Origin of the sequence: Sphingomonas trueperi (assembly GCF_040545965.1) — a bacterium.
GTDB classification, from domain to species: Bacteria; Pseudomonadota; Alphaproteobacteria; order Sphingomonadales; family Sphingomonadaceae; genus Sphingomonas; species Sphingomonas trueperi_C.
Genome location: NZ_JBEPMV010000001.1, coordinates 79,423 through 105,427 on the forward strand (window position 1 = coordinate 79,423; position 26,005 = coordinate 105,427).

A 26,005-nucleotide genomic window follows, 5' to 3' on the forward strand; every position below is an offset into this window, starting at 1 on the left:
GCAAGATGGGTTTCCGCGTCCCCTTTGAATGACGGCGGCCATGTGAAAATGGGAGTTCCCATGTCCGACAGCCTCACCAAGACCGCGGCGGCCAACGCCCCGATCAACGACAACCGCAAGGCCGAGCTGCTTTCGAAGCAGGTCAAGCACATCGACATCAAGAGCTTCGACGCGCGTCCGATCGTCGATGCGATGGCCGATATGAGCTTCACCAGCCGCGATCTCGGCCGCGCGACCAAGATCTACAACGACATGCTGGCCGATAAGGACTGCACGGTCTGCCTCGTGATCGCAGGCTCGACCTCGGCTGGCGGCTGCATGGACCTCTATGCGGACCTGGTGCGCAACAACATGGTCGACGTGATCGTCGCCACCGGCGCCACCATCGTCGACATGGATTTCTTCGAGGGCCTGGGCCACAAGCACTATCAGGCGCTCGAGATCCCCGACGACGACACGCTGCGCTCGCTCTACATCGATCGCATCTACGACACGTACATCGACGAGGAGCAGCTCCAGGACTGCGACTTCACGATCAACAAGATCGCGAACGAGCTGGAGCCCCGCGCCTATTCGAGCCGCGCCTTCATCCGCGAGATGGGCAAGTATCTGTCGGAGCACGGCAAGAAGGAAAACAGCCTCGTCAAGCTCGCCTATGAGCATGATGTGCCGATCTTCTGCCCGGCGTTCGTCGACAGCTCGGCCGGCTTCGGCCTCGTCAAGCACCAGGTCGACCAGATGAAGGCCGGCAAGCCCTACCTGATGATCGACGCGGTGGCGGACTTCCGCGAGCTGACCGAGATCAAGATCCAGGCGGGCACCACCGGCCTGCTGATGATCGGCGGCGGCGTGCCGAAGAACTTCATCCAGGACACCGTCGTCTGCGCCGAAATCCTCGGCCACGAGGACGTGGAAGTGCACAAGTACGCGGTGCAGATCACCGTTGCCGACGTGCGCGACGGCGCCTGCTCGTCCTCGACGCTGCAGGAAGCCGCCAGCTGGGGCAAGGTGAACACCGGCATCGAGCAGATGGTGTTCGCGGAAGCCGGTTCGGTGATGCCGCTGCTGGCCAGCGACGCGTACCACCGCGGCTACTGGAAGGATCGCGCCAAGCGCGGCTGGGCGAAGCTGTTCGCCTGAGCCTGAGCCGCACGGGGCGAGCACCGCTCGTCCCGAGACGGCGAAGGTCGGTCGGCGCGGCCCTGCCGCGTCCGACGTCGCGGGATTAACTCCCGCGACGGCCTGTCCGGAAAAACGAAGCGGCCGGGGAGCGATCCCCGGCCGTTTTTGCTGTGCTCTTTAAGCCCCTCCTCCTGGGAGGAGGGGTTTGGGGGTGGAGGGATTCCAGAACGCGGCTTGGTCTCGGTGAGACGCAGCCCCACCCCAACCCCTCCCCTAAAGGGGAGGGGCTTAAGAAGCCTCCACCGCTTCCCGCGCCGCCTGCACCATTGCGGTCAGCTGCGCGAGCGTCGCATCGAACCGCCCTTTGCGCTCGGCGAAACGCAGCGGCTTGACCCGCTCGACCAGGATCTCGGTCGGCGTCGGCACCTGCCCGAACAGCGCCATCACTTCGTCGGCGAAGTCGTCGAGCGGCTGGTAGGCTTCACGCTGGCTTTGCCCCGGGGTGATTTCGGTCTGCACGGCCGGCGGCGCCAGTTCGATCACCTCCACTTTGCCCTCCAGCGCGGTGCGCAGCGACACGGTGTAGCTGTGGATCGCCGCCTTGGTGGCATTGTAGGTCGACGCGATCACCAAGGGCACGAAGGCGAGCCCCGAGGTCACGTTGACGATCGCGGCGTCGGGCACCGACACCAGATGGTCGATCAGCGCGTTGGTCAGCCGAATCGGCCCGAGCAGGTTGGTGGTGATCGTCGCTTCCGCATCGGCGAGATCGCGGTGGGTATCGAGCGACTCGTAGCGCATGATCCCGGCATTGTTGATCAGGATGTTGAGCCCCGGATGCGCCGCCAGGAGCCGGCCCGCAAAGTCCGCAACGCCCTCCGCGCTCTCCACGTCGAGCGTCATGGCATGCATGTTCGCCCGCCCCTCGCATGCCGTCTGCAGCGCCTCAAGCCGCCGCCCGGCGACGATCACGGTGTTCCCCGCGTCGTGAAACCGATGCGCGAGTGCCTCGCCGATGCCCGAGCCGCCGCCGGTGATCAGGATGGTGTTGCCGCTGGTCTTCATCATAGCCTCCAGTGCTGATTGCTGGCGGCGATGTACGCCGCTAGGCTCCCAACGAAAGAAGGCACCCGAAAGATTTATACGCACCCGAAAGAGAGTGACCCGATGTCCGCGCCTGCCGCCACGCCCCATGCCGACTATCCCGAGCTTGATCCTCGCGTCGAAGCGCTGGTGACCGAGGTGATCGGCCGCGTCGCAGACAAATGGACGATGCTGATCCTCGAAACACTGACCGAGCAGGGCGAGTTGCGCTTCACCCAGATCGGCAAGGCGGTGCCTGGCATCAGCCAGAAGATGCTCACCCAGACGCTGCGCCAGATGGAACGCGACGGGCTGGTGATCCGCACCATTCACCCGGTGATTCCGCCGCGGGTCGACTATCGCCTTACCGATCTGGGCGGCACTCTCGCCGAAGCCTTTTGCGGCGTATGGATCTGGGCGGCGACCCATCTCGAACGGATCGAGGCGGCGCGGGCGGCATTCGACGCGCGCACCGCCAAAGAATAGCTCAGGGCTGCTGCTCCAGCCGGGCGAGCATCCGACGCACCGTATCGATCTGCAGCCCGTGGCGGAGCTGGAAGCCGAAGGGCTGGCTATAGCCCCACCAGTCCCAGCATCCTTTCGGATTGAGCTGCAGAGTCAGCGGGATGTTCCCCACGCTCGGCGAGCGGTCGACTTGGGGATACAGAACGATGATCCGATTGGTGTCGGCCCAGCGATCATAGCCGAGCTGCGCGTAGATCACGTCGCTGCCACCCAGCGAGTCGACGCTCTGCAGGCAACCGTGGAACACCACATGCACGCGGCAGCCGCGGCGACGGCGGCAGTCCTCGGGCACATAGGCATAGCCCGTGCGCGCCATCGCCGCCAAGGCGCTGCCATAGCGGGTCTGGTCGAACGCGATCGGCTTGGCGGAGAGCGCTGCGGCGGGGGCCGCCTTCAGCCCATAGATATGATCGAGGATCTCGTGGGGCTGGTCATAGGGCTGGCCATGATCGAGGCAGCGCACGACATAGCTCGCATCCGTGTCTTCGCACCGCCCGCCCACCGTGGCGGAGACGAAGGCGTGGCTCGCGGGCAGCGCATTGACATAGCGCAGCGCCGCGGGGGGCACCCGGGCAAGCCTGTAGAACTCAAAGACCGAGCGCATCACCGCCGGCACGACGATGCCGTCATGGCTGCCGCTGAACAGATACACCCGCTGGCGGGCAATATTGGCGACCGGGTCGATCACGGCGTCGCGTGCGAATCCGGTTACCGCGCGCCAGCTGTCGGCGGCGGACCAAGGCCGGCTCATGCAGCTCTCGATCAACACCTGAGGCCCCTGCCACGCGAACCGCGCGCCGCAATTATAGAGCCCGCCCGCCACCACGCCGACACCCATCACCTCGCTCGACCAGGCGACCGAATATTGCACCGCCATGAAACCGCCCGAAGAAAGTCCCGAGACGGAGACTTGGGTGCCATCCGCCCCCAGCGCCGGTAGTTCCTGGGCGGTGACAGCAGGTGCCCAGCACAAGGCAAGCAGCGACAGCAGCATGGAAAAGGCGCGCATCGTTCACCCCCCGGTGACCTTGAGGATCCGCGCCGCGACCGCTCCCCGGCAATCGCTGGACGCGTGTGCGACCTGATGTGCTTCTACCATGATTCGCTGCATCCGCGAAGACAAATCAGGCTTTCCCGCGATCCCCTCGCCAGTCGCGCAGCGCAACGCTATAGCGCTTGGCCCCAGTCTCCCGTGTACACCGTCATGATCAGGATCACCCGATGCTTCGCTCGCTGCTCCCGCTGCTATTGTTAACCATAGCGGTTCCCGCGCGAGCGCAAGATGAAAGCGCCGGACGACTGGCGGCGCCCTCCCCGACGACGCTGGTCGCCCATTATGGCGTCGATCCACAGCAGATAGGCGAACTGCGTCTCCCGCGGGGCAAGGGCCCCTTCCCCGTGGCGGTGCTACTCCATGGCGGCTGCTGGGACGCGTCGAAGGGCGATCTGCGCGATACCTCGCCCCTTGCCCAGGCGCTAGCGGCGCGCGGAATCGCGACCTGGAACATCGAATATCGCCGCACCGGCAACCCCGGCGGCGGCTGGCCCGGCACCTTCGAGGATGTCGCCGCCGCGACCGAGCATCTCGCGGTGCTCGCCCAGACCCAGCCGCTGGATCTCGCCCATGTCGCCATGGTGGGACATGACGTCGGCGCGCAGCTCGCCTTGTGGGTCGCCGCCCGCCCGAAGCTCATGGACGCGATCGCCGGCGCGATGGCGGTCCGGCCGGGGACGGCGGTCGCGATCGACGGCCCGGGTGCCGACGCGCAGCGCTGCGACGAAAGCGCCGCCGCCCGCTTCATGGGCGGCACGCCGGCGGAGAAGGCCGCGGCCTATGCGCTTGCCAACCCGCAGGCGCATCTGCCGTTCGGCGTTCACCAGCTGATCGTCGTCGGCGCGCTGGGCGCGCAGATGGCGCCCTATGTCCAGGCAGCGCTTGCCTCGGGCGACACGGTGGTGAAACTCGCGCCCGGCGGCGCGGACCACCGGAACGTCATTCAGCCCGACACGCCGCAGGGGAAGCAGGTGGCTGATTTCATTGCGGCGCAGGCGTTTGGCGACAGATAGCGCCATTTTATCGCGAACCGCTCGCAACAATATCGCGAGCGGTTCGCAATAATCATCCCCCAGCCCCCAGCAGATCGTGCCGTCGCAGAGCGTGGCGAAGCTGGTCATAGGTCAGCCCCAGCGCCTCGGCGGTGGCGCGCTGGTTGAAGCGATGCTCGGCCAGCGCCTGCGACAGCAGCTGCTTTTCGAACCGCGAAACCCGCGTCTTGAAGTCGCCGCCCAGATCCGCCGGCGCCGGGGGCGCGGCGGCGGGTGCGGCCGCAGCCGGGGCCGCCGGTTCGGCAGGCTTCTCCACCGGGCTCATCGACGAGGCCATCGGCCGTGGCCGATAGGGCGACGCGAAGGGGTCGATCTCGATCCGGTCGATAGGCCCGCCGCGATCCCAGCGATAGACCGCGCGCTCCACCACGTTGCGCAGCTCGCGGACATTGCCCGGCCAGTCATAGGACAGCAGCGCATCGAGCGCATGCGGCCCCCAGCCCGGCCAATCCTGCCAGCCCAGCTCGGAGGCCATGCGCCGGCCGTAGAACTCGGCCAGCACTTCCACGTCACCACCCCGGTGACGCAGCGGCGGCAATGTCACCACCTCGAAACTCAGCCGATCCAGCAAATCGGCGCGGAAGGTGCCCTTCTCTACCCGGCCCGGCAGATGCTCGTTGGTCGCCGCCACGATGCGCACGTCCACGCGCACCGGGCGGGAGGAGCCGATCCGGGTGATCTCGCCATATTCCACCGCGCGCAGCAGCCGCTCCTGCGCACCCATCGAGAGCGTGCCGAGCTCGTCGAGGAACAGCGTGCCGCCATCGGCTTCCTCGAAGCGCCCGGTGCGTGCCTTGGTAGCGCCGGTAAAGGCGCCGGCCTCGTGCCCGAACAATTCGGCCTCGATCAGCGTCTCGGGCAGCGCCGCGCAGTTCATCGTGACCAGCGGCTGGTCCCAGCGCGGGCTCAGGCGGTGGAGGCGCTCGGCGACCAGCTCCTTGCCGGTGCCGCGCTCCCCAATCACCAGCACCGGGCGATCCAGTGCCGCCGCCCGGCTCGCCTGTTCCAGCGCGTCGAGAAAAGCCGAAGATTGGCCGATGACCTGGGTGATCCGTTCCATTCCCCCAAGCTTGGCGAATTTTCCCAACTGTTAGCAAGCGTAATTTGCGCAACTACATTTGTGGTCGAATCAAAAACCGCAGTTTTCCGCCATTTCCAAAAACTGGCACGCCTCCTGCAAAGATGGAGGCAAGCCCGATGACGGGCATCAACTTCAACCTACCAAGGTTCAGGAACACGATCATGACCAACCAGATCCACACCCTCCGCAACGCCTTCGTGGCGGTTTCCTTCGCCTTCCTCGCCAGCGTGGTTCTCACCGCCGGCGCGGTGGCCCCGGCGATCGCCTGAGGCGGGCACACGAGGTCTCCCGGCACGACGTTCCCTCGCCGTGCCGGAGCCGCCGGGAGGGCCCCCATCCCTCCCGGCGGCACCCCCAAAGAACATACGAAGGAGCGCAATATCATGGGTATCTTCTCGCGAACCCGCGACATCATCGCCGCCAACGTTACCGACCTGCTCGATAAGGCCGAAGATCCGGCGAAGATGATCCGCATGATCATCCTCGAGATGGAGGAAACCCTGGTCGAGGTTCGCGCCAGCGCCGCCCGGACGATCGCCGATCAGAAGGAAATGCGTCGCCACATCGCGAAGCTGGAAAAGCTCCAGGAGAGCTGGACCGAGAAGGCCGAGCTGGCCCTGTCGAAGGACCGCGAGGACCTCGCCAAGGCCGCCCTGGTCGAGCGCCAGAAGGCCGCCGACATGTGCGACCAGCTGCAGCAGGAAATTGCCGTGCTCGACGACGCGCTCCGCGCTTCGGAAGAGGACATCAACAAGCTGCAGAACAAGCTGCGCGAGGCCCGCGTTCGCCAGAACTCGGTCGTAGCCCGCCTCGAAAGCGCGAACAACCGCGCCCGCTTGCGGGAAATGACCAACGGGTCGAAGATGCAGGACGCTTTCTCGCGCTTCGACATCCTCGAACGCCGCGTCGATCTGGCCGAAGGCCGTGCCGATGCGATGGGCCTGGGTGGCAACCCGAAGACGCTCGAAGAGGAAATCGCCGAACTCCGCTCGTCGGAAAAGGTCGATGCCGAACTCGAAGCGCTGAAGGCCCGTCTCAACAAGGGAGCCTGACGCGTGAACGACTTCCTCATCCCGGTCTTCATCTGTGCCATCCTCTTCCTCGGACTGCCCTGGATCGTCTTCCACTACGTGACCAAGTGGAAGCAGGCCGGGACAATCACCCGGGAAGACGAGAACCTTCTCGACGACCTCTACCGCACGGCGCGGATGCTCGAAGACCGGCTGATGACGGTCGAACGCATCATCGCCGCCGACAACCCCGACTATCGCCCGCTCTCGGCCCAGCGCCACGAGCAGGTGCCGTACGATCCTTCACGGAGGAACTGAGATGTCCGCTCGCACCAAATTCTATCTCGATCGCCAGAACCGCAAGTTCATGGGCGTCTGCGCCGGCCTGGCGGATTATACCGGGATCGACGTGACCTGGGTGCGAGTGGCCACCGTGCTGCTCACCCTTGCCACGGGGTGGGCCGCGCTGGGGTATTTCGTGATCGCCTGGATCGCGAACCCCAAGCCGGTAGGCCTCTATGACTCGCCGGAGGACGAGCGCTTCTGGCAGGGCGTCCGCTCGAGCCCCAAGCGCTCCACCGCCGAAGTCCGCTCGAAGTTCCGCGACATCGATCGCCGGCTCGCCGACATCGAGATGTTCTACACCAGCCGCAATACCCGGCTGGCCGACGAGATCGACAGCCTGCGCTGAGGCGCAGGCAACAGGGAGGCAGGACGATGAACTGGGGTGGTCCCGAATTCGTGATCGCGCTGATGGCGCTCTCCACCTTCGGGTGGCTCGCCAACAACTGGATCCGCGCCAAGCATGGCTATTCGATCAGCGACGATCACGGCGAGAATATTCACAAGGCCGACCCCGACGCCAATCGCAAGATCGGCCTGCTCGCAGCCGAGAACGAACGGCTCGCAGGCCAGATCAGCAGGCTGGAAGACCGTATTTCGGTGCTCGAACGGATCGCTACCGATCCCGCCGAGCGGACCGCCCGCGCCATCGACGCGCTGCGCTGAGACTGAGGAGAAGAACGATGATCGAAGTTGCCCTCGCCCCGTTTCTCCCCTGGATCATCCTGTCGGGCATCTCGCTCGGCTTCCTCGGGATCGTTGCGGCGATCTTCAACCAGTGGATCCGCATCAAGCACGGCTATCCGCTGGAAAATGCCTGGGGCAAGTCGGTCTATCCCCAGCGCAACGACGAGACGATCGAGCGGGTCAAGCTGCTCAGCCAGGAAAACGGCCAGCTGCGCGCCGAACTCGGCGCGGTGAAGGACCGCCTGGCCAATGTCGAGCGCATCGTCACCGACGGCGCGCACCAGCTCGATCGCGAGATCGACGCGCTCCGCAACCGCTCGAACTGAAAGGAACGCAAGCCATGCTTTCCCCCCTTCTCATTCCCATCCTCGGCATCAGCTGCGGCTTGGTAGCAATCATCGGCGGTGTATTCTTTCGTCCGCTGTTCAAGCTCTGGGAGCGCCGGATGGAGATCGAGGCGCAGATGACGGCAGAAAAGGCCGCGCAATACGCCGCACAGACCGCACGGCTGGAGCAGCGGGTCCAGGTGCTCGAACGGATCATCACCGATCGCGGCATGGGGCTCTCCGAAGAGATTGAGAAGCTGCGCGATGCGCCGCTGAACTGAAGAAACGTTTCCACCCTCTTCCAAGCAAGGAAATTTCGATGATTGTCATGCTCGCAGTGCTTGCCGCACTGTGCGGGGGAGCTATTGCCCTCGCTGAAAGCCGCGATCGCCCCCGCCGCCGCGCCCTCCGCGCTGCCCAGGCATCGCACGCAGGGAACTGAGGCGCCACGCGCGCCGGTTAGGGGAGTAAGGTGCAATGAACCCGTTCGAAATGGTCGTGGCCATCATCGTCGTGATCACGATCGGCAAGGTTCTCCAGGCGCGCTACGGCGTGATCAAGGGGGGCCGGGGCGACAGGATGGAAGGCCTGGCAAGCCGCGATCCCGCCGAGAAGTTCGAGGCCGACCGCCTCCGCGATGAGATCCGCGCCCTCAAGGAGCGCGTCCAGGTGCTCGAGCGCGTCATCACCGACAATGAAAACAGCCTGCGGCTCGACCATGAGATCGAGAAGCTGCGCGACAAGAACCGGATCTGAGCCATGTTTCTGGGAGCAAACCCCATGACCATCGACCCGCAAACCACCGTCACCCTCGCCGTCTCCGGCCTTGCCGGGCTCGGCATGATCACCGCCGCGGCATTGTCCGGCTGGCGCGGCTGGCTGGCGCTGAAGCACCGCGAGCTGGTCGAGCTCCGCCGCCCCGAGCCGACCGCCGCGACGATGCCCAGCCCCGCCTCGCGGATCGAGCTGGCCGACCTCAAGGAACGCATCCGCAAGCTCGAGGCGATCGCCGCCGGGGTGGACCTGTGAACCAGGCGACACCGCCGGTGGCGGAAACCCGGCCCGCGCCGGCGCCGGCGCGGGTGCCTCGCCCTCGGCTCGGCCTGCGCTACGACGCGCCTACGGCCAAGTAACCACGAGGCTGGAAAAGCGCGGCCGGTGCGGCTAGCGCGGACGCCATGACCAGCCTCGACGATCTCCAGGAAGAATACGGGTTTCTCGACGCCGACGATCGCTATCGCTTGCTGATCGATCTCGGCAAGGCGCTCGAGCCGATGCCCGACCCGCTCAAGACCGATGCGACGCTGGTGCGCGGCTGCTCGGCCTCGGTGTGGGTCTACCCCACGCGGACCGACGACGGACGGCTCCACTTCCTGGCAGATTCGAACGCGGCGATCACCAAGGGCATCATCGCGCTGGTGCTGCTGACCGTGCAGGACCGCAGCCCCGCCGAGATCCTGGCGACCGATATCGAAGGCGCGCTGGCGCCGTTCGACCTGAAGAACCAGCTCAGCTCGAACCGGACCCAAGGCATCCCCAACATGATCGCGCTGATCCGCGAAACGGCGGGGCGGTATGCCTGATCGGAAGTAAAGAGGCTCGCTACCCTTAGACGGTCGCCCCGGCGAAAGCCGGGATCCATTGGGGGCTATGCGTCCGTTCTTGCTGGCACCGAGTGGCGAATGGATCCCGGCTTTCGCCGGGATGACGAATAAGATGTATGGTGGTCCTGCCGACCGGCGCTCGAATGAGGGGAGGCCTCAGGAAAGCCCGAGCTCACGGCCGACCTCTTCCAGATCCGCGCCCTTCTTCACGATCAGCCACTCGCGTGCCTGCGCACCGTTGACCACGGTCACCGCACCGCCGGGGCATACCCCCAGGCACTTGGTCTCGACCACGCCGACCTCCGCCTTGCGCCCCTTGCCGAGGCCGAACTCCTTGCGCAGCGCCTTGGCGAGCGAGGTCTTGCCCTTCGGCCCGAAGCCGCCGCCGAGCTTCTTCGAACACTTCCCGCAGACCAGCACCGCATTGCCCCAGTTGGAGGCGACCAGCTGGCTCATTGCGGCTTCCACTGGCGCCGGTCCTCGGCGGTCCTGAGCACGTCGTATGCGGCCTGGATCGCCTGGAACTGCTTGGCAGCCGCAGCATCATTGGGGCGCACGTCCGGGTGATATTCCTTGGCGAGCCGACGCCAGGCACCGCGCACCGCCTCGAAGCTTGCGTCCACCTCCAGCTCCAGCACTTCCAGCGCCTTCATCTCGTCGCGCGAGCGGCTGCCGTCGCCGGGCCCGGCCCAGCTGTTGGTCGCCGAATGGGCGTAGCCGTTGGCGGTGCGGCGCTCATTGGCCTCGCGCTGCGCCGCCTCTTCCGCGGTCAACCCGGCGAAATAATCCCAGTTGCGGTTGTACTCCGCGGCATGTTCCTCGCAGAAATACCAGCGGTCCGGGTTGTTCGGCGACTTGGGCGCGGGCCGGTCGCCCGGTTTCTCGCAGCCGTCGCGGTCGCACAGCCGCACGCGCGCGGCTTCGCGCTCCGAGCCGTACTCGCGCCAGCGGGGAAAGCCCCAGTCCATCGATCGCGTGTGTCGCGCCATAGCCCGCCCAAATAGGGGCGCGGTCCAGCCTTGGCCAGTGCCCGCGCGCCGGAAGCAAAATGCCAGAGGGTCTGTAAGCCGGGTTCTGTCCACCCCCGAGGGGGATAGGCGACCATTCCTCTAGGCGACGGATTGCTCCGCCGCTCCAGCAACCAACCCGGACGACGCGCCGGAACGAGGCGCATGTGCCGTCCCTATTCGGTCTTGCTCCCGGTGGGGTTTACCAAGCCGCTTCCGTTACCGGTCGCGCGGTGCGCTCTTGCCGCACCCTTTCACCCTTGCCCTTACCCCGGCGAGCCGGGGCAGTGGGCGGTCTGCTCTCTGTGGCACTTTCCCTGGGGTCACCCCCGGCGGGCATTACCCGCCACCGTCGTTCCGTGGAGCCCGGACTTTCCTCCCCCTGCTTTTCAGCAAGCGGCGGCCGCCCGACCCTCTGGCGCGGTCCGCTCTAGCGGCTTCGCGCCGGGGCGCAAGCGGTTCAGCGTTCCGACGCGGAGGGCGCGCTTTGCGGGGGTGTCGAACCGCTGCTGCTCACCGTCGCGGTTTCTGCACCGGGGGTCTGCGCAGCAGCCTGTGGTGCCGCCTCAACCCGCTGCGCCGCAGCCTGCTCGGATGCGGCAGCGTCACGTGCCTTCACCTGCGCTGCCGAATCTTGCGTTTCGGCACGCGCGTCCTGCGCCTTCTTGGCGCTATCCTGATCCTTCGCCTGGTCCTTGGCCTTGTCGGCGGCCTGGGCGCGCTGCTCCTCGGGCTCTTCGCTCGGCTGGACCTTCACCGGCGCCATCGCGGTACCCCAGGCCTGCACGTCGATTCGCCACTGGGTGCTGGTCGTCCCCCCCGCGAGCGCGGCACGACGATAATCTGCGGCGACGCTCACTACCTTGTCGGCGCCTGCGACGCGCGCAACGCGATGCAGCTCCGCAGTCGCTTCGGCAGCCGTAGGTGCATTCATGATGCCGATGCCGGGCCCCTTCGCGTCACCGCGAACGAAGCTGGTCAGGCGGACGTGCACCGGGCCCAGCGGGGCCATTGCAGCGCGAATCGTGTTGCTCACCGTTCGTACCTCCGGCGTGCACCCAATCAAATTCCGCTTAGAATTCCGTAACCAAACATGGTTACCGGGCATCGATTCGCGTCAGTCCTCCCCTTGCGGCCGCGGCAGCAGCAGTGCGAGCAGGATGCAGCGGCATTCCATGTCGATCTCGCCGTCGATCAGCTCGGGGCGAAAGCGCCGCTGGAAGGCGGTGACCGCGGCGACCGGATCGGTCACGTCATAGCCGAACCGCTCCAGCGCCAGCATGAAGCCGCCTTCGGGCCAGCCGGGATCGACCAGATTGCGCGTCGGCCGCGGCAGCGCCAGTCGCAGGCGGGCAAGCGCATGCCAGTTGAACAACTCGCCCGGATCCTGCTTGCGCGCTGGCGCCACGTCCGAATGGCCGACGATGTTGCCGCGGGTGATACCGTGCCGCTCCTTGATGTCCGCCACCAGCGGGATGAGCGAGCTCATCTGCTCTGGCGTGAACGGCCGGTAGCCGAACTCATGCCCGGGATTGACGATCTCGATCCCGATCGACGCCGAGTTGACGTCGTCGATCCCGCGCCAGTGCGCGCGGCCGGCATGCCAGGCGCGCTTGGCCTCGTCGACCAGGCGGAAGATGCGGCCATCCTCCTCGATCAGATAATGCGCCGAGACCTGCGCCTCCGGATCCCGCAGCCGCGCCAAGGCCGCCTCGCCGCTCTCCATGCCGGTATAATGGAGCACGATCATCGAGACGGGGGAGAGGCGCTCACCGAAATTGGGCGAGGGCGCGTCGAGGATATCCAGGCCGCTGGTCATGCATTCTTCTACTGCACGCATCGGCGCTGACAATCCGCCCGGCTCAACCGGCCACCGCAAGCGGCGTCGGCTCGGCATCGGTGGCGCGGTAGAAGCCGCGAAAGGCCTCGCTGGGGGTGAAATGCTCGGTCAGCCCGATCACCGTCTCGCCCGCGCCGAGCACCAGCAGGCCGCCGGGCTGGATCGCCGTCGCCAGCCGGTCGAACACTTGGCGCCGCAGCGGCAGCGAGAAATAGAGCATGACGTTGCGGCACAAGATGATGTCGAACTTACCTGGCGGCGGCACATCGGCGGTGAGGTTCTGCTGGCGGAACTGGACGCGGCGGACCAGCTCCTGCCGCGCGACCCAGTCGCCGCCCTCGGTATCGAACCACTGGACCATCCGCCGCACGGGAAGCCCGCGCTGGATCTCGAACTGCGAATAGCGCCCTGCCCGTGCCCGGGCGAGCGCGGCGGGCGAGACGTCGGTGGCGACGATTTCGGGCGGCATCGGGAAGGCGTCGGCCTTCTCGTCGAACAGCATCGCCAGCGACAACGGTTCCTGCCCCGTCGAGCAGCCGGCGGACCAGATGCGCAGCCGGCGGTTGCCGATCGCCGCCTGCGTCGCCACCGCGGCCGCCGCGATCTGGTCGAGCACCGCGACGTCGCGGAAGAAGCTGGTTTCCTGGTTGAGCAGCACGTCTACCACCTGATCCGCCAGCTCCCCCGAACGCGCGCCGAGCAACTGCCCGACCAGCGCATCGAGGCTCGGCAAGCCCCGCTCGCGCAGCACCGGCTTCAGCGCCGTCTCGATCCGCCATGCGCGGTTGGCCGCAATCTGCTGGCCGGTACGCTGCTCGAGCAGCGACCCGATCAGCTGCATCGCTCCGCCGCTTGGCGCCATATGTTCGATCATCGCGCCCCTCCCCTGCCGATCAGTCGGCCGATCTCGTCGGGCGGCAGCACCGCGCTTGCCCGCCCTGCCGTCGCCACCGCGCCCGGCATGCCCCAGACGACCGAGCTCGCCTGGTCCTGCACCAGCACCTTGGCGCCGACCTCGACCATGCGTCCGGCGCCTTCGCAGCCATCGCGGCCCATGCCGCTCAGCACCACGCCCAGCGCCCGCGCGCCGAACACCTCGGCGATGCTGTCGAACATCGGGTCGACCGACGGCATGCAGCCGCTGCGCGCCCACTCCGTACTCAGACGGATGGCCGCGCCTTCCGAAGTGCGGACCACTTTCATGTGCGCGTCACCCGGCGCGATCACGATTCGGCCGGGGCGGATCCGCATCCGGTCGGTCGCGACGTCGCATGGCCGGCTGCCGAGCACGGCAAGCTGGGTGGCGAAATAGCTCATGAAGCTGGCTGGCAGATGCTGCGTGACCAAGATCGGCAGCTGGAAGCTCGCCGGGATCTGGCGGAAGAATTGGCTCAGCGCGTGGATACCCCCAGTCGAGGCGCCGACCGCGACGATCTGAAAGGCATCGAGCTGCACACTCGCGCTTGCAGGCCGCGGCGACGGGGCGGGCGGACAGGCGGCGCCCGGCTCCCCAGGCATGTCGAACAGCTTGGCCAGCCGCTCCTCCAGCACCTCGGCGAAGCGACCGCCGAACGCGCCGACGCCCGGCTTCACCAGCGTATCGGCGGCGCCCAGGGCCAATGCCTGCAGCGTCGTCGCCGCGCCCTCGTCGGCCGAGGAGGAGACGATCAGCACCTTCGCGCCCTTGCCCGCGGCAACCACGTCCGGCAGCGCGGTGAGGCCGTCGATGCCGGGCATGGCGATGTCGAGCAGGATGATGTCCACCGTCTCGCGCGCCAGATAGTCGAGCGCCGCCCGCGCCTCGCTCAGCGCCGCCGCTACCCGGAAGCGCTGCGTGCCTTCGATCATCCGGGTCAGCACCGAACGCGCGACGACCGAATCGTCGACGATCAGCACGCGCCCCGTGGCGGGAATGCGCGCTGGATCGACCGGCAGCTGAGAGGACTGGCTCGTCACGCGGGCGCGCTCCGGCGGGAGGAGGTCAGGCGACGCCGACGATCTGCAGCTTGCTTTCCAGCGTTTCGCGATCGAACGGCTTCATCACATATTCGTCGGCCCCGGCTTCGATCGCTGCGCGGATATAAGCCATGCCGTTCTCGGTGGTGCAGAATACCACCTTGGGGCGCTTCTCCAGCGCAGAGGTCTTGAGCGCACGCAGAAAGTCCATGCCGCTCATCACTGGCATGTTCCAGTCGAGCAGCACCACGTCCGGCGTGGCAGCAAGGCAGGAATCGAGCGCCTCGCGCCCGTCACCGGCCTCACGGACTTCGAAATCGAGGGTTTCGAGAATGTGCCGGGCGACTTTCCGGATCACTTTCGAATCGTCCACGACGAGGCACGTCTTCATGGGTCCCTGATCCCCTGGCAGGTGTCTTTGAAATTCCACTTTACCTGCAAAGGTGTAAGCTTCGCGTTAATCCGCGTTCACGAAAGCAGCGCCGATGCGGGGACCAACGCGGCGAGATCGACGACCAGGATCGGCTCGCCATCCCGCTCGACCAGCCCGCGCGCGGCGGTCCGCCAATTCCCTTCCAGCGCGATGCCACCGGCGAGCGGGCGCAGCTCGAAGGGTTCGACATCCTCCAGCGTGTCGACCAGCATCGCATAATGATGTCCGTCGATCGCGGTGATCACTGCGCGCCGGGCGAGCGTGCAGCCGTTCATCCCCAGCGCCGCCTCGGTATCGACGACGGTGACGACGCGGCTGCGCAGTGCGGCGAGCCCGCGCACCGCCTTGGCCGCGCGCGGCACCGCGGTCACCTCGCCGATATCGACCACCGATTCGACCTGGTCCGAATCGATCGCAACGGTACGCCCCGCCACTTCGGCGATCAGGTACAACTGGTCGGCCATCAGCACCCTCCCCGTGCGCCGACCCGCGCTTCGAGCGCGAAAAGCAGGCCCGCGCGATCATAACGATAGACGCTGTCGTCGCCCGGCTCGGCCTGGCGCTTGCGGCGCAGGCGAACCACCGGAGCAAGGGGCGTACCCGGATCGGCCGCATCGGCGGCGAGCACTACCGCGGGAATCTCGCCCGGCGCGAGGCTCCCGGCGACGCGGTAGCCTGCAGTCTCCAGCAACGGCCGGACGAAGGTCGCCAGCCAGCCGTCCTTGTCGCCCGCGAGTAGGCAGAGCGGCGCATCCTCGGCGGCGACACGATCGACATGCATGTCGAACACCCACAGCACGTCGAGTACCTCGATCTGCTCGCCCTCGACCAGCGCCACGCCCATGGCCGCGCCGGGCGAGCGTGCCGGGGCGATCTCGGCAGGGAGCGTCACGATCTCGATCGCCTCGTCGATGGCATAGGCGACTTCGGCATCCTCGTCCTTCAGCCGCAGCACGCTCAACCGCTCGCGACCGTCGAGCTGCCCCTGCATCGCCAGCGGCACGATCCGCCCGTCGATCGCCAGGCGGTGCGTGCCCGCCGCGAGCTGCACCTGCGCGGCCGACACCTTCTCGACACGATCAACCGCCGCCAGCGGCACGGCACGTCGGACGCCGTCGAGATCGTCGAACAACAAGGCCGGCATCCCGGGCGCGACCGCTTCCTCGACCACGTCACCGAACGCGGCGCTGAGGTCCCGGCTGAAATCTAGGCCGCCCACGCGCGCCATCCCGGCCGTATCGAGCAGCAGCATCGGCAGCCCGGAATCGGGCAAGGTCTGCCCGGCATAGATGCCGGTCGCCATCACCGCGGGCGAGGCGGGCTTGATCACCAGTTCCTCATTATCGAGCACCTCGTCGACGGCGAGCGCATAGCTCCCCGCCCCCGCCCCGACGATCACCAACATGCGCGGCCCATGCTGTTCGCGGTTCGGGCACAGCTCCAGCAGATGGCCCAGGTCGAGCAGCGGCATCCGCCGCTCCCGCACGGTGGCGATCGGGGTGCCGCCCAGTTGGTCGATGCGGATCGCCTCGCCGCGCTCGCTGACGATCTCCTCGATCGATTGGCGCGGGATGGCGAAGCGCTGCTTGCCCGCGCCGACGATGATCGCCGAGATGATCGACAGCGTCAGCGGCACATGGATGGCGATGCGCAGGCCCTTGCCGGGGACATTGTCCAGCTCGATCCGGCCGCCGATCTGGTCGATGCTCGCCTTGACCACGTCCATGCCGACGCCGCGGCCGCTGACCTCGGAAACGGTATCCTTGCTCGACAGGCCGGGGTGGAACATCAGCTCCAGCTTGGCCGCATCGCTCAGCGCATGCAGGTCGCGCTCGCTGCGGATGCCGCTCAAGGCAAGCTTCTGAATCAGCCGGTCGACATTCACGCCGCGCCCGTCATCGGCGATTTCGATGATGATCTGGTTGCCCGATTGTCGCGCGGAGACGCACAGCCGGCCCACCTCGCGCTTGCCCGCGGCGCGGCGCTCGGCCGGTGCCTCGATGCCATGGTCGATCGCGTTGCGGATGATGTGGACCAAGGGATCGCGCATCACCTCGATCATCTCGCGGTCGAGCTCGACGTCCGATCCCTCGATCTGCAGCGCCACCGACTTGCCAAGCCCCGCCGCGGTATCGCGCACCATGCGCGGCAGCGGCGAGAACAGCGCGTCGATCTTCTGCATGCGGGTGCGCGTGACCGTATCGCGCATCTCGCCGACGGTGAGCGAGAGCCGCTCCAGCGCCGCCTCGACCGTGGGATCGATCTCGCCGGCCCGCAACCGCCGGGCGAGCTCGTTGCGCGCCAGCACCATCTCCGACATGCCGCTCATCATCCGGTCGAGCAGGTCGACACCCAGCCGCACGCTGCGCGAGGGCGCCCGCTGTGCCACCAGCGTCGGCAGCACGATCTCCTCCGACCCTTCCGCCAGCGCGGCGATCAGCAATTCCTCGCCGCTGTCGTCGAGCGCGGCGCCGGCATCGATCGCCTCGACGATCTCGCCGATCCGGTCGACCACGCCCAGCACCGCATTGACCAGCGCCCGATCCGGCACCCGCGCGCCGTCGCGTACCTGCGCCAGCACGTCCTCGGCGGCATGCGCCAGCCGCTCCAGCCGCGGCAGGTCGAGAAAGCCGCAGCTGCCCTTCACGGTGTGGACGAAGCGAAAAATGGCGTCGAGCCGCGCCCGGTCGTCGGGCTGCGACTCCCAGGCGACGATCTCGCCCGAAAGCGCCTCGAGCGTCTCGCGCGTCTCGGCGATGAAGTCCTGCAGCAGGTCGTCCATGGGGCCCCGGTGGAAATTTCCGTCTGCCACCATGGCGACCGAGGGTTAATTCCGGGTTAGCCGCCGCAGGAGACGCATCGGCTATTCCCGATGCATCTTGCACCCACGCAAAGCATCGGATAATCCCGATGCATGAGTGAGGAAGATGCCCTGGTCGCGCTGGCCGCCTTAGCCCACCCGACGCGGTTGGCGACGTTCCGCCTGCTGGTGCGCCATGCCCCGGACGGGCTCCACACCGGCGCGCTGGCGGAGGCGATCGGCCTACCGCAGAGCACCTTTTCCACGCATCTCGGCGTGCTCGCCCGCGCGAAGCTGGTGACCGCCGAGAAGCAGGGCCGCCATTTCGTGCAGCACGCCGATCTCGCCCGACTGCGCGCGCTGATGGTGTTCCTCGCCCGCGATTGTTGCGAGGGCCGCGCCGAATTGTGCGCGCCCCTCCTCGAAGAACTCACCTGCTGCTGAGGGAAGCCCTATGTCGACCGACGTCATCATTTATCACAATCCGGACTGCGGCACCTCGCGCAACACGCTGGCGATGATCCGCAATGCCGGCATCGAACCGCATGTGATCGAATATCTGAAGACGCCGCCCGCCCGCGCGCTGCTGGCGCAACTGCTGGCGCGCGCCGGGCTCACCCCACGCGAGCTGTTGCGCGAGAAGGGCACACCCTATGCCGAACTCGGGCTCGGCGACCCGGCGCTCGACGACGACGCGCTGCTCGATGCGATGGAGGCGCACCCCATCCTGATCAATCGTCCCCTGGTGGTGACCCCGCTGGGCGTGGCGCTGTGCCGCCCTTCCGAGCGGGTGCTGGACCTGCTGCCGAGCGCGCAGCAAGGCGCGTTCGCCAAGGAAGACGGCGAGCAGGTCGTCGACGCCACCGGCCGGCGGATCGGCTGATGGGGACCTTCGAACGCTATCTGTCGCTGTGGGTGGCGCTGTGCATCCTCGTCGGCATCGCGCTCGGCCAGTTGCTGCCCGGTCCCTTCGCCGTGATCGCCGGGGCGGAGTTCGCCCAGGTCAACCTGGTCGTCGCCGGCCTGATCTGGCTGATGATCGTGCCGATGCTGCTCAAGATCGACTTCGCCGCGCTCGGATCGGTACGCCAGCATTGGAAAGGCGTTGCAGTCACGCTGTTCGTCAACTGGGCGGTGAAGCCCTTCTCGATGGCGCTGCTCGGCACCTTCTTCCTCGCCCATCTGTTCGCGCCGCTGCTGCCCGCGTCGGAGATCGGCAGCTATATCGCCGGGCTGATCCTGCTTGCCGCCGCACCCTGCACCGCGATGGTGTTTGTCTGGTCGAACCTGTGCGACGGCGAGCCCAACTACACGCTCAGCCAGGTCGCGCTGAACGACGTGCTGATGGTGTTCCTGTTCGCGCCGCTGGTCGGGCTGCTGCTCGGCGTCGCCTCGGTCAGCGTGCCTTGGGCGACACTGCTGCTATCGGTGCTGCTCTACATCGTCGTGCCCGTCATCGTCGCCCAGCTGCTGCGGCGCGCGGTGCTGGCGCGCGGCGGGCAGCCCGCGCTCGACCGGCTGCTCAAGACGCTCGCACCGCTGTCGCTGGTCGCGCTGCTGGCGACGTTGGTGCTGCTGTTCGGCTTCCAGGGCGCGGCGATCCTCGCCCAGCCGCTGGTGATCGCGCTGATCGCAGTGCCGATCCTCGTCCAGGTCTATCTGAACGCGGGCATTGCCTATTGGCTGTCGCGCAAGCTCGGCGTCGCCTGGTGCGTGGCGGCGCCGGCGGCGCTGATCGGCGCGTCCAACTTCTTCGAGCTGGCGGTCGCCGCCGCGATCTCGCTGTTCGGGCTGCGCTCGGGCGCGGCGCTTGCCACCGTGGTCGGCGTGCTGGTCGAAGTGCCGGTGATGCTGTCGGTCGTCGCGATCGTGCAGCGCACGCGCGGCTGGTACGAGCGGGGCTGAGCCCCCGCTCAGCCGATCGGGAAGGAGGCCCCGAACAGCAGCACTTCGGAATCGGGCGGGCTCACCTGGAGCTCGCCGCCATGCTGGACGACCAGCTCGTGCGCGAGGAACGCGGCCGCCGCGCGCGGGGTGATCGGCACTTCCTCGCGGCCGCCGGCAAGCGCGCCGCGCAGTTCGGGGTCGAGCACGATGCGCGGGCCGTCGGCGCGGATCACGATCTCGATCGTGCCGTCGGTCGTCTCGGCGCCGATATCGAGCTGGCCGCCGCGCACCAGCGCGTCGCCGCCGATCAGCGCGAGGTTGAGCAGCACCTTGATCGCCTGCTTGGCCATCACCGGCTCCTCGACCATCCAGCCGATCTTCACGCGGTGATTGTCGCCGAACAGCCCTTCGAGCGCGGCCTGCGCCTCGCGCGTGTCCACCGTCTCGCCGAATCCGCCCGCGGCGCCGAAGGCCAGGCGGAAGAACTTCAGCTTGTTGGCGCTCGCCCGCGCGCTCTCGGCCAGCAGTTCCAGGCAGCGCGCGCGCATCTCCGGATCATGTTCGTCGGCAAGCAGTTCCAGGCCATTGTTGAGTGCCCCCACGGGGCTCAGCAAGTCGTGGCACAGGCGCGAACAAAGCAGACTCGCGAATTCGGTAGGGCTGATATTCAAGTTGTGAGGCTCCAGCTGTGAATCCCCTTTGGCGCAGCGCGTGGGAAGCTGCAAGCATCGTGGCAGCAACCTCGCGCGATCGGTGGCACCTGTCGGACGACCCGGGATTGCGCGCTGCGGTCGCGATGAAATGCGCCGAATAGCTGCGCTTGCTGGTGGGGTAGAAAATCATCGTGGGGCGCGCGGCCCCGCATTCTTCGTGTGGCGAGGCCCGGCGGGCGCGAAAGCGTCCCGCCGGGCCCTGCGTCAGACCCTGCGGCCGGTGAACAGCTGGATCAGGCCGATCACGAGCGCGATCACGAGCAGGATGTGGATGATCCCGCCGGCGATGTGGAACGAGAAGCCGAGCAGCCACAGGATGACGAGGATTACGACGAGCGTCCAAAGCATGAATTCTCTCCCTGAAATTCGGACCGGTTAACGTGAGGAGGGGCAGGATCGTTCCGGCTATGCGCAGCGAGCGCAGACTTTTCAGACGCTTCGGTCTGGTCTAGCGCCGAACCTCACCCTTGCAGGAGCGCGCACCATGCCCCGACAGCTTACCATCGACTTCGTTTCCGACGTGGTCTGCCCCTGGTGCGTGATCGGGCTGAAGGGGCTGGAGGAAGCGCTGGCCCGCGCGAGCGACGTGGTGTCGGCGGAGATCCGCTTCCATCCCTTCGAGCTCAACCCGGCGATGGCGCCCGAGGGCGAGAACATCGTCGAGCATATCGGCCGCAAATATGGCGCGACGCCCGAACAGTCCGCCGGCACCCGTGCGATGATCCGCGAGCGTGCCGCCGCGCTCGGCTTCACCATCGCGATGGGGGACGAGTCCCGCATCTACAACACCTTCGACGCGCACCGGCTGCTCCACTGGGCCGGGCTGATCGGCGACCAGCATGCGCTCAAGATGGCGCTGTTCACCACCTATTTCACCGAGGGCAAGAACCCCGGCGACCGGGACGTGCTGCTCGCCGCCGCCGAACAGGCCGGGCTCGACCGCGACGACGCAGCACGCGTGCTCGACGAGGGGCGCTATGCCGAGGAGGTCCGCGCCGAGGAGGCGCTGTGGCAATCGCGCGGCATCCAGTCGGTGCCCGCCATCGTCATCGACCAACGCTATCTGATCTCCGGCGGTCAGCCGCCTGAAGCGTTCGAGCAGGCGCTGTGCCAGATCGCGACAGAAGCGCGCTAACCTGTAATTCCGGTTTTTTGTTACGGAATCGAATTGTTCCCAGTGAAAGTCGCATGCTAGCGAGCGAAACGTAGATTGGGGGTCGATACCAGTGCTTCAGGCGGCAACAACGGATCCGGAGGCGCTGCCTCCGCACTGGGTCGAGGTCGCCGCGCATCCGGCGTTCGGGGTGGCGGCGCGGTGCTTCGCCGCCAACATCCTTGCAGTGGCGGAGGCAGATCGCACGCTCGCCGCAGTGTTCAAGGATGCCGGCCATTACATCACGGCAATGTCGGCCGCCTATCTCGACAACCACGGCGGCCTCACCCTCACCCTGCTCCGCCAGATTTGCGCCGCCACCGGGCTGCTGACCGCCAATCGCGCCGCCGCGCTGATCGACTTCATGCAGCATATCGGCGTGCTCGCCCCCGCCGCCGACAATGGCTACCGGACGACCCCGGCCTTCCAGCGCGCCTGGTGCCGACACATCCAGGCCGCGCTGGAACCCGCCGCGATGCTCGATCCGGCGCTGGCGACGGTTGCGGAGGCGCTGGAAGACCCAGCGCTCTATCAGCACTTCCTCAGCGTTCAAGCGAGCCGGCTCTATGCGCTGGCGAGCGGACCGGACCCTTTCCCAAGCCTGCGCGCCTCGTTCCTACACCCGCTGGCGGGCTGCGCGATCCTCCACACGCTGGCGCTTGCCTGCACCGATGACCGGTTCACGCCGAATGAGGGCGCGACGGTCCCGCTAACAGAACTGGCCCGCAGGTTCGGCGTGTCGCAACCGCATGTCCGCCGGCTGCTCAAACGCGCGGAGGCGAACCGCTTCCTGCTGCATGACGGCCCCAGCCGCCGCGCCTTCCATCCCGAGGGCTTTCCGACGATCCGCTACCACTATGCCGCGCATCTCAGCGAGATGATCGAATGCGGACGGCTGGTGCTGGCGGCGGACCACGCTCCGGCGCTCGCTTGAGCGTTTCCTCCCCCGCCAGGGGGAGGTGGCGCCGAAGGCGTCGGAGGGGGAGGATGCCAGAACCTCGCGGCCGGCGTGCTTCCTCCCCCTCCGACCCGCTGCGCGGCCCACCTCCCCCTGGCGGGGGAGGAAACGCTCTTTCCGAACCTAGACGACGATCAGCGGTTCTTCCGCGAACCGGTCCCACAGCCCCGCTTCCCCGGCTCGCCAGCAGGTGACGTCCTGCCCGCCCAGGATCACCCACAATTTCCCGTCCGCCGCCGCCATCGCCGCGTCGGTGCGCGATGGGCTGGGATCCCCGCTGGGATGCGAATGCCAATAGCCGAGCAGCGCCGGCCCGCCCGCCCGCTCCGTGCGCAGCGCAGCAAACAGCGCCGCAGGATCGATCTCGAAGCGGATCTCCGGCACCTCGGAAACGTTTGCACACTCGGTGAAGCGTTCGATCCTGCCCCCTGCCCCAAGCAACAGCCCGCACGCTTCCCGCGGCGCCGCAGCGGCTGAAGCTTTTTTCATACCGTCCAGTATAGATCTTGAAATCGTAACGCCCATGCCCATTTCCGGTAAAACATGAATCAGGGGGTTTCCATCTTAGAAGCGCGGATCGCGGACGAGGCGCATGGCTGGCGGCTCGACCGTGCCTTGACCGATGCGCTGCCGACGCTCTCGCGAGAGCGGGTCAAGGCCCTGATCTCCTCCGGCGCCGTTACCGGCCCCGACGGTAATCTCGCCCGCGACCCCGCCCGCAAGGCCGTGGGCGGCGCGGTGTTCCAGGTCGTGGTGCCCGATCCCGCGCCTGCGCACAACGAAGCGCAGGACATCCCGCTCAACGTGGTGTTCGAGGACGAGCATCTGATCGTGATCGACAAGCCGGCGGGCCTGGTCGTCCATCCGGCGGCGGGCAATCTCGACGGCACGCTGGTCAACGCGCTGCTCCACCACTGCGCCGGCCAGCTTTCAGGCATTGGCGGCGTCGCGCGGCCGGGGATCGTCCACCGCATCGACAAGGATACCTCCGGCCTGATGGTGGCGGCCAAGACCGATCGCGCGCATGTCGGCCTCGCGGCGCAGTTCAAGGCGCACAGCATCGACCGGCGCTACCGGGCGATCGCCAGCGGCCGGGTGCTCGCCGCCTCGGGCACGGTGAACGCGCCGCTCGCGCGCTCGCCAAGCAACCGCAAGAAGATCGCGGTGTGTTCGCCCGGTCACGGCAAGCATGCGATCACGCACTGGACAAGATTGAACCAGCTTCGCGATGCGACGTTGATCGAATGTAGGCTGGAGACAGGACGTACCCATCAGGTACGCGTGCACATGGCGTCGATCGGCCACCCGCTGGTGGGTGATCCTCTATATGGAAGTATGCGTTCCACCCACCGCGGACTTCTGGCAACCTTGGGTTTCCAGCGCCAGGCCTTGCATGCGGCACGTCTCGGGTTCATCCACCCGATCAAAAGTAACGCTTTGGCGTTCGATAGCGTAATGCCTGCAGACATGCAGGAACTGTTCAACCAGCTTCTCGTATGAGTGTTGGGCGCCCGAGTCCCTCCGTTTGGACCGGCACCCGTTGGAAAGGGAGAAACGATCATGGCTAGCGGCAGCAACGTCCCCGCGACGATTCCGGCGCTTGGCGGCGAAGCGAGCCTCAATCGCTACCTGGCCGAGATCAAGAAATTTCCGATCCTGAGCTCCGAGCAGGAATATATGCTCGCCAAGCGCTTCCAGGAGCATGGCGACACCGATGCGGCGGCACAGCTGGTCACCTCGCACCTGCGTCTCGTGGCGAAGATCGCCATGGGCTATCGCGGCTATGGCCTGCCCGTCTCGGAACTGATCTCCGAGGGCAATATCGGCCTGATGCAGGGCGTGAAGAAGTTCGAGCCCGATCGCGGCTTCCGCCTCGCCACCTATGCGATGTGGTGGATCCGCGCCTCGATCCAGGAATTCATCCTGCGCTCGTGGAGCCTGGTGAAAATGGGCACCACCGCCGCGCAGAAGAAGCTGTTCTTCAACCTGCGCCGGATGAAGGCCAAGCTCGACGCGTTCGAGGATGGCGACCTGTCCCCGGAAAACCTCGCCAAGATCGCCACCGATCTGGGCGTGACCGAGGAAGAAGTCACCTCGATGAATCGCCGCATGGCGATGGGCGGGGATACCTCGCTCAACGTGCCGATGCGCGAGGATGGCGAGAGCCAGTGGCAGGACTGGCTGGCCGATGAAGGCCCGCTGCAGGACGAGGCCGTTGCCGACGCGCAGGAGGCGGATGTCCGCCACGACATGCTCGTCTCGGCGATGGAGGACCTCAACGAGCGCGAGAAGCACATCCTCACCGAGCGTCGCCTGACCGACGATCCCAAGACGCTCGAGGAGCTGAGCCAGGTCTATGGCGTGTCGCGCGAGCGCGTCCGCCAGATCGAGGTGCGCGCGTTCGAGAAGCTGCAAAAGGCGATGATGCGTCTGGCCGGCGATCGCCGCCTGCTCGCCGCCCACTGATCCGGCCGGCGGTTCCCGCAAGCGATTGCAGGAACCGCCCCGGCTGGGGCATGGCGGAAACGTGAGCAAGAATCGCGCCCGCCCCTCCTCCCCCCGCCGTTCCCCGGCCAAGGCCCGCAAGCCCTGGTGGCGCCGGCTGATCGTGCTGGGGATCCAACTCGTTCTCGGCTTCGTGCTGTTGTCGCTGCTGATGGTGACGGTCTACCGCTTCGTGCCGCCGCCCATCACCTGGACGATGATCGGCGACGTGTTTGCCGGGCACGGCGCCACCAAGGACTGGATGCCGCTCCGCCAGATCGACCCGAGCATGGCGCGTGCGGTGATCGCTGCGGAAGACGCACGCTTCTGCCAGCACAACGGCTTCGATTTCGCGGCGATCGAGAAGGCCTATCAGCGCAATGCCCAGGGCAATCACAAGATTCGCGGCGGCTCGACGATAAGCCAGCAGACCGCCAAGAACGTGTTCCTGTGGCAGGGCGGCGGCTATTTCCGGAAGGGCCTGGAAGCCTACTTCACGGTGCTGATCGAGAATATCTGGGGCAAAAGGCGGATCATGGAGGTCTACCTCAACGTCGCCGAGACCGGCATCGGCACCTATGGGGTGAACGCCGGTGCGATGCGCTACTTCCGCCATGATGCGTCGCAGCTCTCGGACCGCGAGGCCGCACTGATCGCCGCGGTGCTGCCGCTGCCCAAGAAGCGCGCGGCGATCGACCCGCGCGGGTTCACCCGGCGCTATGGCAACAAGATCAACGCACGGATCAACGTGGTGGCGGGGAACGGGCTGGATCGGTGCCTGAAGTGAGCGCCCTATACATTGTCATTCCGGCGAAAGCCGGGATCCATTCGCCACTCCGAGACAGCATGAGCCGCAGCGGCGAGGCCAATGGATCCCGGCTTCCGCCG

Annotated in this window: 35 protein-coding genes and 1 other RNA gene; 20 read left to right on the plus strand and 16 right to left on the minus strand. The window is 66.9% G+C overall.

The window, feature by feature from the left end; translation table 11 throughout:
- The first annotated feature begins 60 nt into the window (after window positions 1-60).
- Window positions 61-1,140: a 1,9-bis(guanidino)-5-aza-nonane synthase gene (locus ABIC35_RS00415; protein WP_121078186.1), complete on the plus strand. Its 1,080-nt coding sequence runs from the start codon at window positions 61-63 to the stop codon at window positions 1,138-1,140.
- 270 nt (window positions 1,141-1,410) lie between these two features.
- On the opposite strand, the gene ABIC35_RS00420 is transcribed toward ABIC35_RS00415, so the two are convergent.
- Window positions 1,411-2,187, minus strand: coding sequence for an SDR family oxidoreductase (locus tag ABIC35_RS00420; RefSeq protein WP_121079519.1), 777 nt, complete (start codon window positions 2,185-2,187; stop codon window positions 1,411-1,413).
- A 102-nt stretch (window positions 2,188-2,289) separates the two neighbouring features.
- On the opposite strand from ABIC35_RS00420, the gene ABIC35_RS00425 reads away from it, so the two are divergent.
- Complete coding sequence (locus ABIC35_RS00425; RefSeq protein WP_121078187.1) at window positions 2,290-2,691, plus strand: winged helix-turn-helix transcriptional regulator; 402 nt, start codon at window positions 2,290-2,292, stop codon at window positions 2,689-2,691.
- Window position 2,692: 1 nt separating this feature from the next.
- On the opposite strand, the gene ABIC35_RS00430 is transcribed toward ABIC35_RS00425, so the two are convergent.
- Window positions 2,693-3,739, minus strand: a complete 1,047-nt coding sequence (locus tag ABIC35_RS00430) for an extracellular catalytic domain type 2 short-chain-length polyhydroxyalkanoate depolymerase (protein ID WP_147425897.1) — start codon at window positions 3,737-3,739, stop codon at window positions 2,693-2,695.
- 212 nt (window positions 3,740-3,951) lie between these two features.
- Between ABIC35_RS00430 and ABIC35_RS00435 the strand changes: the two genes are divergently transcribed.
- Window positions 3,952-4,797, plus strand: coding sequence for an alpha/beta hydrolase (locus ABIC35_RS00435; protein ID WP_121078191.1), 846 nt, complete (start codon window positions 3,952-3,954; stop codon window positions 4,795-4,797).
- Between the two features lie 52 nt (window positions 4,798-4,849).
- On the opposite strand, the gene pspF is transcribed toward ABIC35_RS00435, so the two are convergent.
- Entirely contained in the window at window positions 4,850-5,896 is a 1,047-nt protein-coding gene (gene pspF / locus ABIC35_RS00440; protein WP_121078193.1) for a phage shock protein operon transcriptional activator, read from the minus strand.
- A gap of 404 nt (window positions 5,897-6,300) precedes the next feature.
- Here pspF and pspA point away from each other — a divergent pair, with 404 nt between their 5' ends.
- The 9 genes from pspA (at window position 6,301) to ABIC35_RS00485 (ending at window position 9,865) form a co-directional block, all read left to right on the plus strand.
- The gene (pspA, locus tag ABIC35_RS00445; RefSeq protein WP_121078195.1) at window positions 6,301-6,969 is read left to right on the plus strand and encodes a phage shock protein PspA; all 669 of its coding nucleotides are present in this window, start codon (window positions 6,301-6,303) and stop codon (window positions 6,967-6,969) included.
- Between the two features lie 3 nt (window positions 6,970-6,972).
- Complete coding sequence (pspB, locus tag ABIC35_RS00450) at window positions 6,973-7,245, plus strand: envelope stress response membrane protein PspB (RefSeq protein WP_121078197.1); 273 nt, start codon at window positions 6,973-6,975, stop codon at window positions 7,243-7,245.
- A 1-nt stretch (window position 7,246) separates the two neighbouring features.
- Entirely contained in the window at window positions 7,247-7,618 is a 372-nt protein-coding gene (gene pspC / locus ABIC35_RS00455; RefSeq protein ID WP_121078199.1) for an envelope stress response membrane protein PspC, read from the plus strand.
- A gap of 26 nt (window positions 7,619-7,644) precedes the next feature.
- Window positions 7,645-7,935, plus strand: a complete 291-nt coding sequence (locus tag ABIC35_RS00460) for a hypothetical protein (protein ID WP_121078201.1) — start codon at window positions 7,645-7,647, stop codon at window positions 7,933-7,935.
- Between the two features lie 17 nt (window positions 7,936-7,952).
- Window positions 7,953-8,282 (plus strand): hypothetical protein, encoded by a 330-nt coding sequence (locus ABIC35_RS00465; protein ID WP_121078203.1) that lies wholly within the window; start codon window positions 7,953-7,955, stop codon window positions 8,280-8,282.
- A gap of 14 nt (window positions 8,283-8,296) precedes the next feature.
- Window positions 8,297-8,563: a hypothetical protein gene (locus ABIC35_RS00470; RefSeq protein WP_121078205.1), complete on the plus strand. Its 267-nt coding sequence runs from the start codon at window positions 8,297-8,299 to the stop codon at window positions 8,561-8,563.
- Window positions 8,564-8,759: 196 nt separating this feature from the next.
- Entirely contained in the window at window positions 8,760-9,038 is a 279-nt protein-coding gene (locus ABIC35_RS00475; protein ID WP_121078207.1) for a hypothetical protein, read from the plus strand.
- Between the two features lie 24 nt (window positions 9,039-9,062).
- The gene (locus tag ABIC35_RS00480) at window positions 9,063-9,311 is read left to right on the plus strand and encodes a hypothetical protein (protein WP_121078209.1); all 249 of its coding nucleotides are present in this window, start codon (window positions 9,063-9,065) and stop codon (window positions 9,309-9,311) included.
- Window positions 9,312-9,460: 149 nt separating this feature from the next.
- On the plus strand, window positions 9,461-9,865 hold the full coding sequence (locus ABIC35_RS00485; protein ID WP_121078211.1) for a SufE family protein: 405 nt from the start codon (window positions 9,461-9,463) through the stop codon (window positions 9,863-9,865).
- Window positions 9,866-10,042: 177 nt separating this feature from the next.
- Here the strand turns inward: ABIC35_RS00485 and ABIC35_RS00490 are convergent, their stop codons facing one another.
- The 10 genes from ABIC35_RS00490 to ABIC35_RS00535 all read right to left on the minus strand — a co-directional run bounded on the left by ABIC35_RS00490 (window position 10,043) and on the right by ABIC35_RS00535 (window position 17,904).
- Window positions 10,043-10,342: a (2Fe-2S) ferredoxin domain-containing protein gene (locus tag ABIC35_RS00490; protein WP_121078213.1), complete on the minus strand. Its 300-nt coding sequence runs from the start codon at window positions 10,340-10,342 to the stop codon at window positions 10,043-10,045.
- On the minus strand, window positions 10,339-10,875 hold the full coding sequence (locus tag ABIC35_RS00495) for a J domain-containing protein (protein ID WP_121078215.1): 537 nt from the start codon (window positions 10,873-10,875) through the stop codon (window positions 10,339-10,341). Before ABIC35_RS00495 ends, ABIC35_RS00490 begins: the two co-directional genes overlap by 4 nt.
- Window positions 10,876-10,933: 58 nt before the next feature.
- Window positions 10,934-11,312, minus strand: an RNA gene (rnpB, locus tag ABIC35_RS00500) — RNase P RNA component class A.
- Between the two features lie 41 nt (window positions 11,313-11,353).
- Window positions 11,354-11,929: a hypothetical protein gene (locus ABIC35_RS00505; RefSeq protein ID WP_354278146.1), complete on the minus strand. Its 576-nt coding sequence runs from the start codon at window positions 11,927-11,929 to the stop codon at window positions 11,354-11,356.
- 81 nt (window positions 11,930-12,010) lie between these two features.
- On the minus strand, window positions 12,011-12,712 hold the full coding sequence (locus ABIC35_RS00510; protein ID WP_121078217.1) for an N-acetylmuramoyl-L-alanine amidase: 702 nt from the start codon (window positions 12,710-12,712) through the stop codon (window positions 12,011-12,013).
- 43 nt (window positions 12,713-12,755) lie between these two features.
- A complete protein-coding gene (locus tag ABIC35_RS00515; protein ID WP_354278149.1) occupies window positions 12,756-13,607 on the minus strand; it encodes a CheR family methyltransferase in 852 nt (283 codons plus the stop codon).
- On the minus strand, window positions 13,604-14,689 hold the full coding sequence (gene cheB / locus ABIC35_RS00520; protein ID WP_354278151.1) for a chemotaxis-specific protein-glutamate methyltransferase CheB: 1,086 nt from the start codon (window positions 14,687-14,689) through the stop codon (window positions 13,604-13,606). Before cheB ends, ABIC35_RS00515 begins: the two co-directional genes overlap by 4 nt.
- A gap of 25 nt (window positions 14,690-14,714) precedes the next feature.
- On the minus strand, window positions 14,715-15,080 hold the full coding sequence (locus ABIC35_RS00525) for a response regulator (RefSeq protein WP_121078221.1): 366 nt from the start codon (window positions 15,078-15,080) through the stop codon (window positions 14,715-14,717).
- 77 nt (window positions 15,081-15,157) lie between these two features.
- Complete coding sequence (locus ABIC35_RS00530) at window positions 15,158-15,586, minus strand: chemotaxis protein CheW (protein WP_121079524.1); 429 nt, start codon at window positions 15,584-15,586, stop codon at window positions 15,158-15,160.
- The gene (locus tag ABIC35_RS00535) at window positions 15,586-17,904 is read right to left on the minus strand and encodes a chemotaxis protein CheA (protein ID WP_121078223.1); all 2,319 of its coding nucleotides are present in this window, start codon (window positions 17,902-17,904) and stop codon (window positions 15,586-15,588) included. The genes ABIC35_RS00530 and ABIC35_RS00535 overlap by 1 nt, the downstream gene beginning before the upstream one ends.
- 132 nt (window positions 17,905-18,036) lie before the next feature.
- Here ABIC35_RS00535 and ABIC35_RS00540 point away from each other — a divergent pair, with 132 nt between their 5' ends.
- The 3 genes from ABIC35_RS00540 to arsB are packed head-to-tail and all read left to right on the plus strand — an operon-like array spanning window position 18,037 to window position 19,827.
- Window positions 18,037-18,366, plus strand: coding sequence for an ArsR/SmtB family transcription factor (locus ABIC35_RS00540; RefSeq protein WP_121078225.1), 330 nt, complete (start codon window positions 18,037-18,039; stop codon window positions 18,364-18,366).
- A 10-nt stretch (window positions 18,367-18,376) separates the two neighbouring features.
- A complete protein-coding gene (gene arsC, locus ABIC35_RS00545) occupies window positions 18,377-18,805 on the plus strand; it encodes an arsenate reductase (glutaredoxin) (RefSeq protein WP_121078227.1) in 429 nt (142 codons plus the stop codon).
- The gene (gene arsB, locus ABIC35_RS00550; RefSeq protein WP_121078229.1) at window positions 18,805-19,827 is read left to right on the plus strand and encodes an ACR3 family arsenite efflux transporter; all 1,023 of its coding nucleotides are present in this window, start codon (window positions 18,805-18,807) and stop codon (window positions 19,825-19,827) included. Before arsC ends, arsB begins: the two co-directional genes overlap by 1 nt.
- An 8-nt stretch (window positions 19,828-19,835) precedes the next feature.
- On the opposite strand, the gene ABIC35_RS00555 is transcribed toward arsB, so the two are convergent.
- Window positions 19,836-20,480, minus strand: a complete 645-nt coding sequence (locus tag ABIC35_RS00555) for a histidine phosphotransferase family protein (RefSeq protein WP_121078231.1) — start codon at window positions 20,478-20,480, stop codon at window positions 19,836-19,838.
- 246 nt (window positions 20,481-20,726) lie between these two features.
- Window positions 20,727-20,870, minus strand: a complete 144-nt coding sequence (locus ABIC35_RS00560) for a lmo0937 family membrane protein (protein WP_121078233.1) — start codon at window positions 20,868-20,870, stop codon at window positions 20,727-20,729.
- Window positions 20,871-21,006: 136 nt separating this feature from the next.
- Between ABIC35_RS00560 and ABIC35_RS00565 the strand changes: the two genes are divergently transcribed.
- Both ABIC35_RS00565 and ABIC35_RS00570 read left to right on the plus strand, forming a co-directional pair.
- Entirely contained in the window at window positions 21,007-21,657 is a 651-nt protein-coding gene (locus ABIC35_RS00565; protein WP_121078235.1) for a DsbA family oxidoreductase, read from the plus strand.
- Window positions 21,658-21,748: 91 nt separating this feature from the next.
- Window positions 21,749-22,609 carry a hypothetical protein gene (locus ABIC35_RS00570; RefSeq protein WP_121078236.1) on the plus strand — a complete coding sequence of 287 codons (861 nt, stop codon included), beginning with the start codon at window positions 21,749-21,751 and terminating at the stop codon, window positions 22,607-22,609.
- A gap of 147 nt (window positions 22,610-22,756) precedes the next feature.
- On the opposite strand, the gene ABIC35_RS00575 is transcribed toward ABIC35_RS00570, so the two are convergent.
- Window positions 22,757-23,158, minus strand: coding sequence for a M67 family metallopeptidase (locus tag ABIC35_RS00575; protein ID WP_354278154.1), 402 nt, complete (start codon window positions 23,156-23,158; stop codon window positions 22,757-22,759).
- Window positions 23,159-23,176: 18 nt separating this feature from the next.
- Between ABIC35_RS00575 and ABIC35_RS00580 the strand changes: the two genes are divergently transcribed.
- The 3 genes from ABIC35_RS00580 to mtgA all read left to right on the plus strand — a co-directional run bounded on the left by ABIC35_RS00580 (window position 23,177) and on the right by mtgA (window position 25,904).
- Window positions 23,177-24,133: an RluA family pseudouridine synthase gene (locus ABIC35_RS00580; protein ID WP_121078239.1), complete on the plus strand. Its 957-nt coding sequence runs from the start codon at window positions 23,177-23,179 to the stop codon at window positions 24,131-24,133.
- A 60-nt stretch (window positions 24,134-24,193) separates the two neighbouring features.
- A complete protein-coding gene (rpoH, locus tag ABIC35_RS00585) occupies window positions 24,194-25,099 on the plus strand; it encodes an RNA polymerase sigma factor RpoH (protein WP_121078241.1) in 906 nt (301 codons plus the stop codon).
- A 61-nt stretch (window positions 25,100-25,160) separates the two neighbouring features.
- Window positions 25,161-25,904: a monofunctional biosynthetic peptidoglycan transglycosylase gene (mtgA, locus tag ABIC35_RS00590; protein ID WP_121078243.1), complete on the plus strand. Its 744-nt coding sequence runs from the start codon at window positions 25,161-25,163 to the stop codon at window positions 25,902-25,904.
- Window positions 25,905-26,005: the final 101 nt, after the last annotated feature.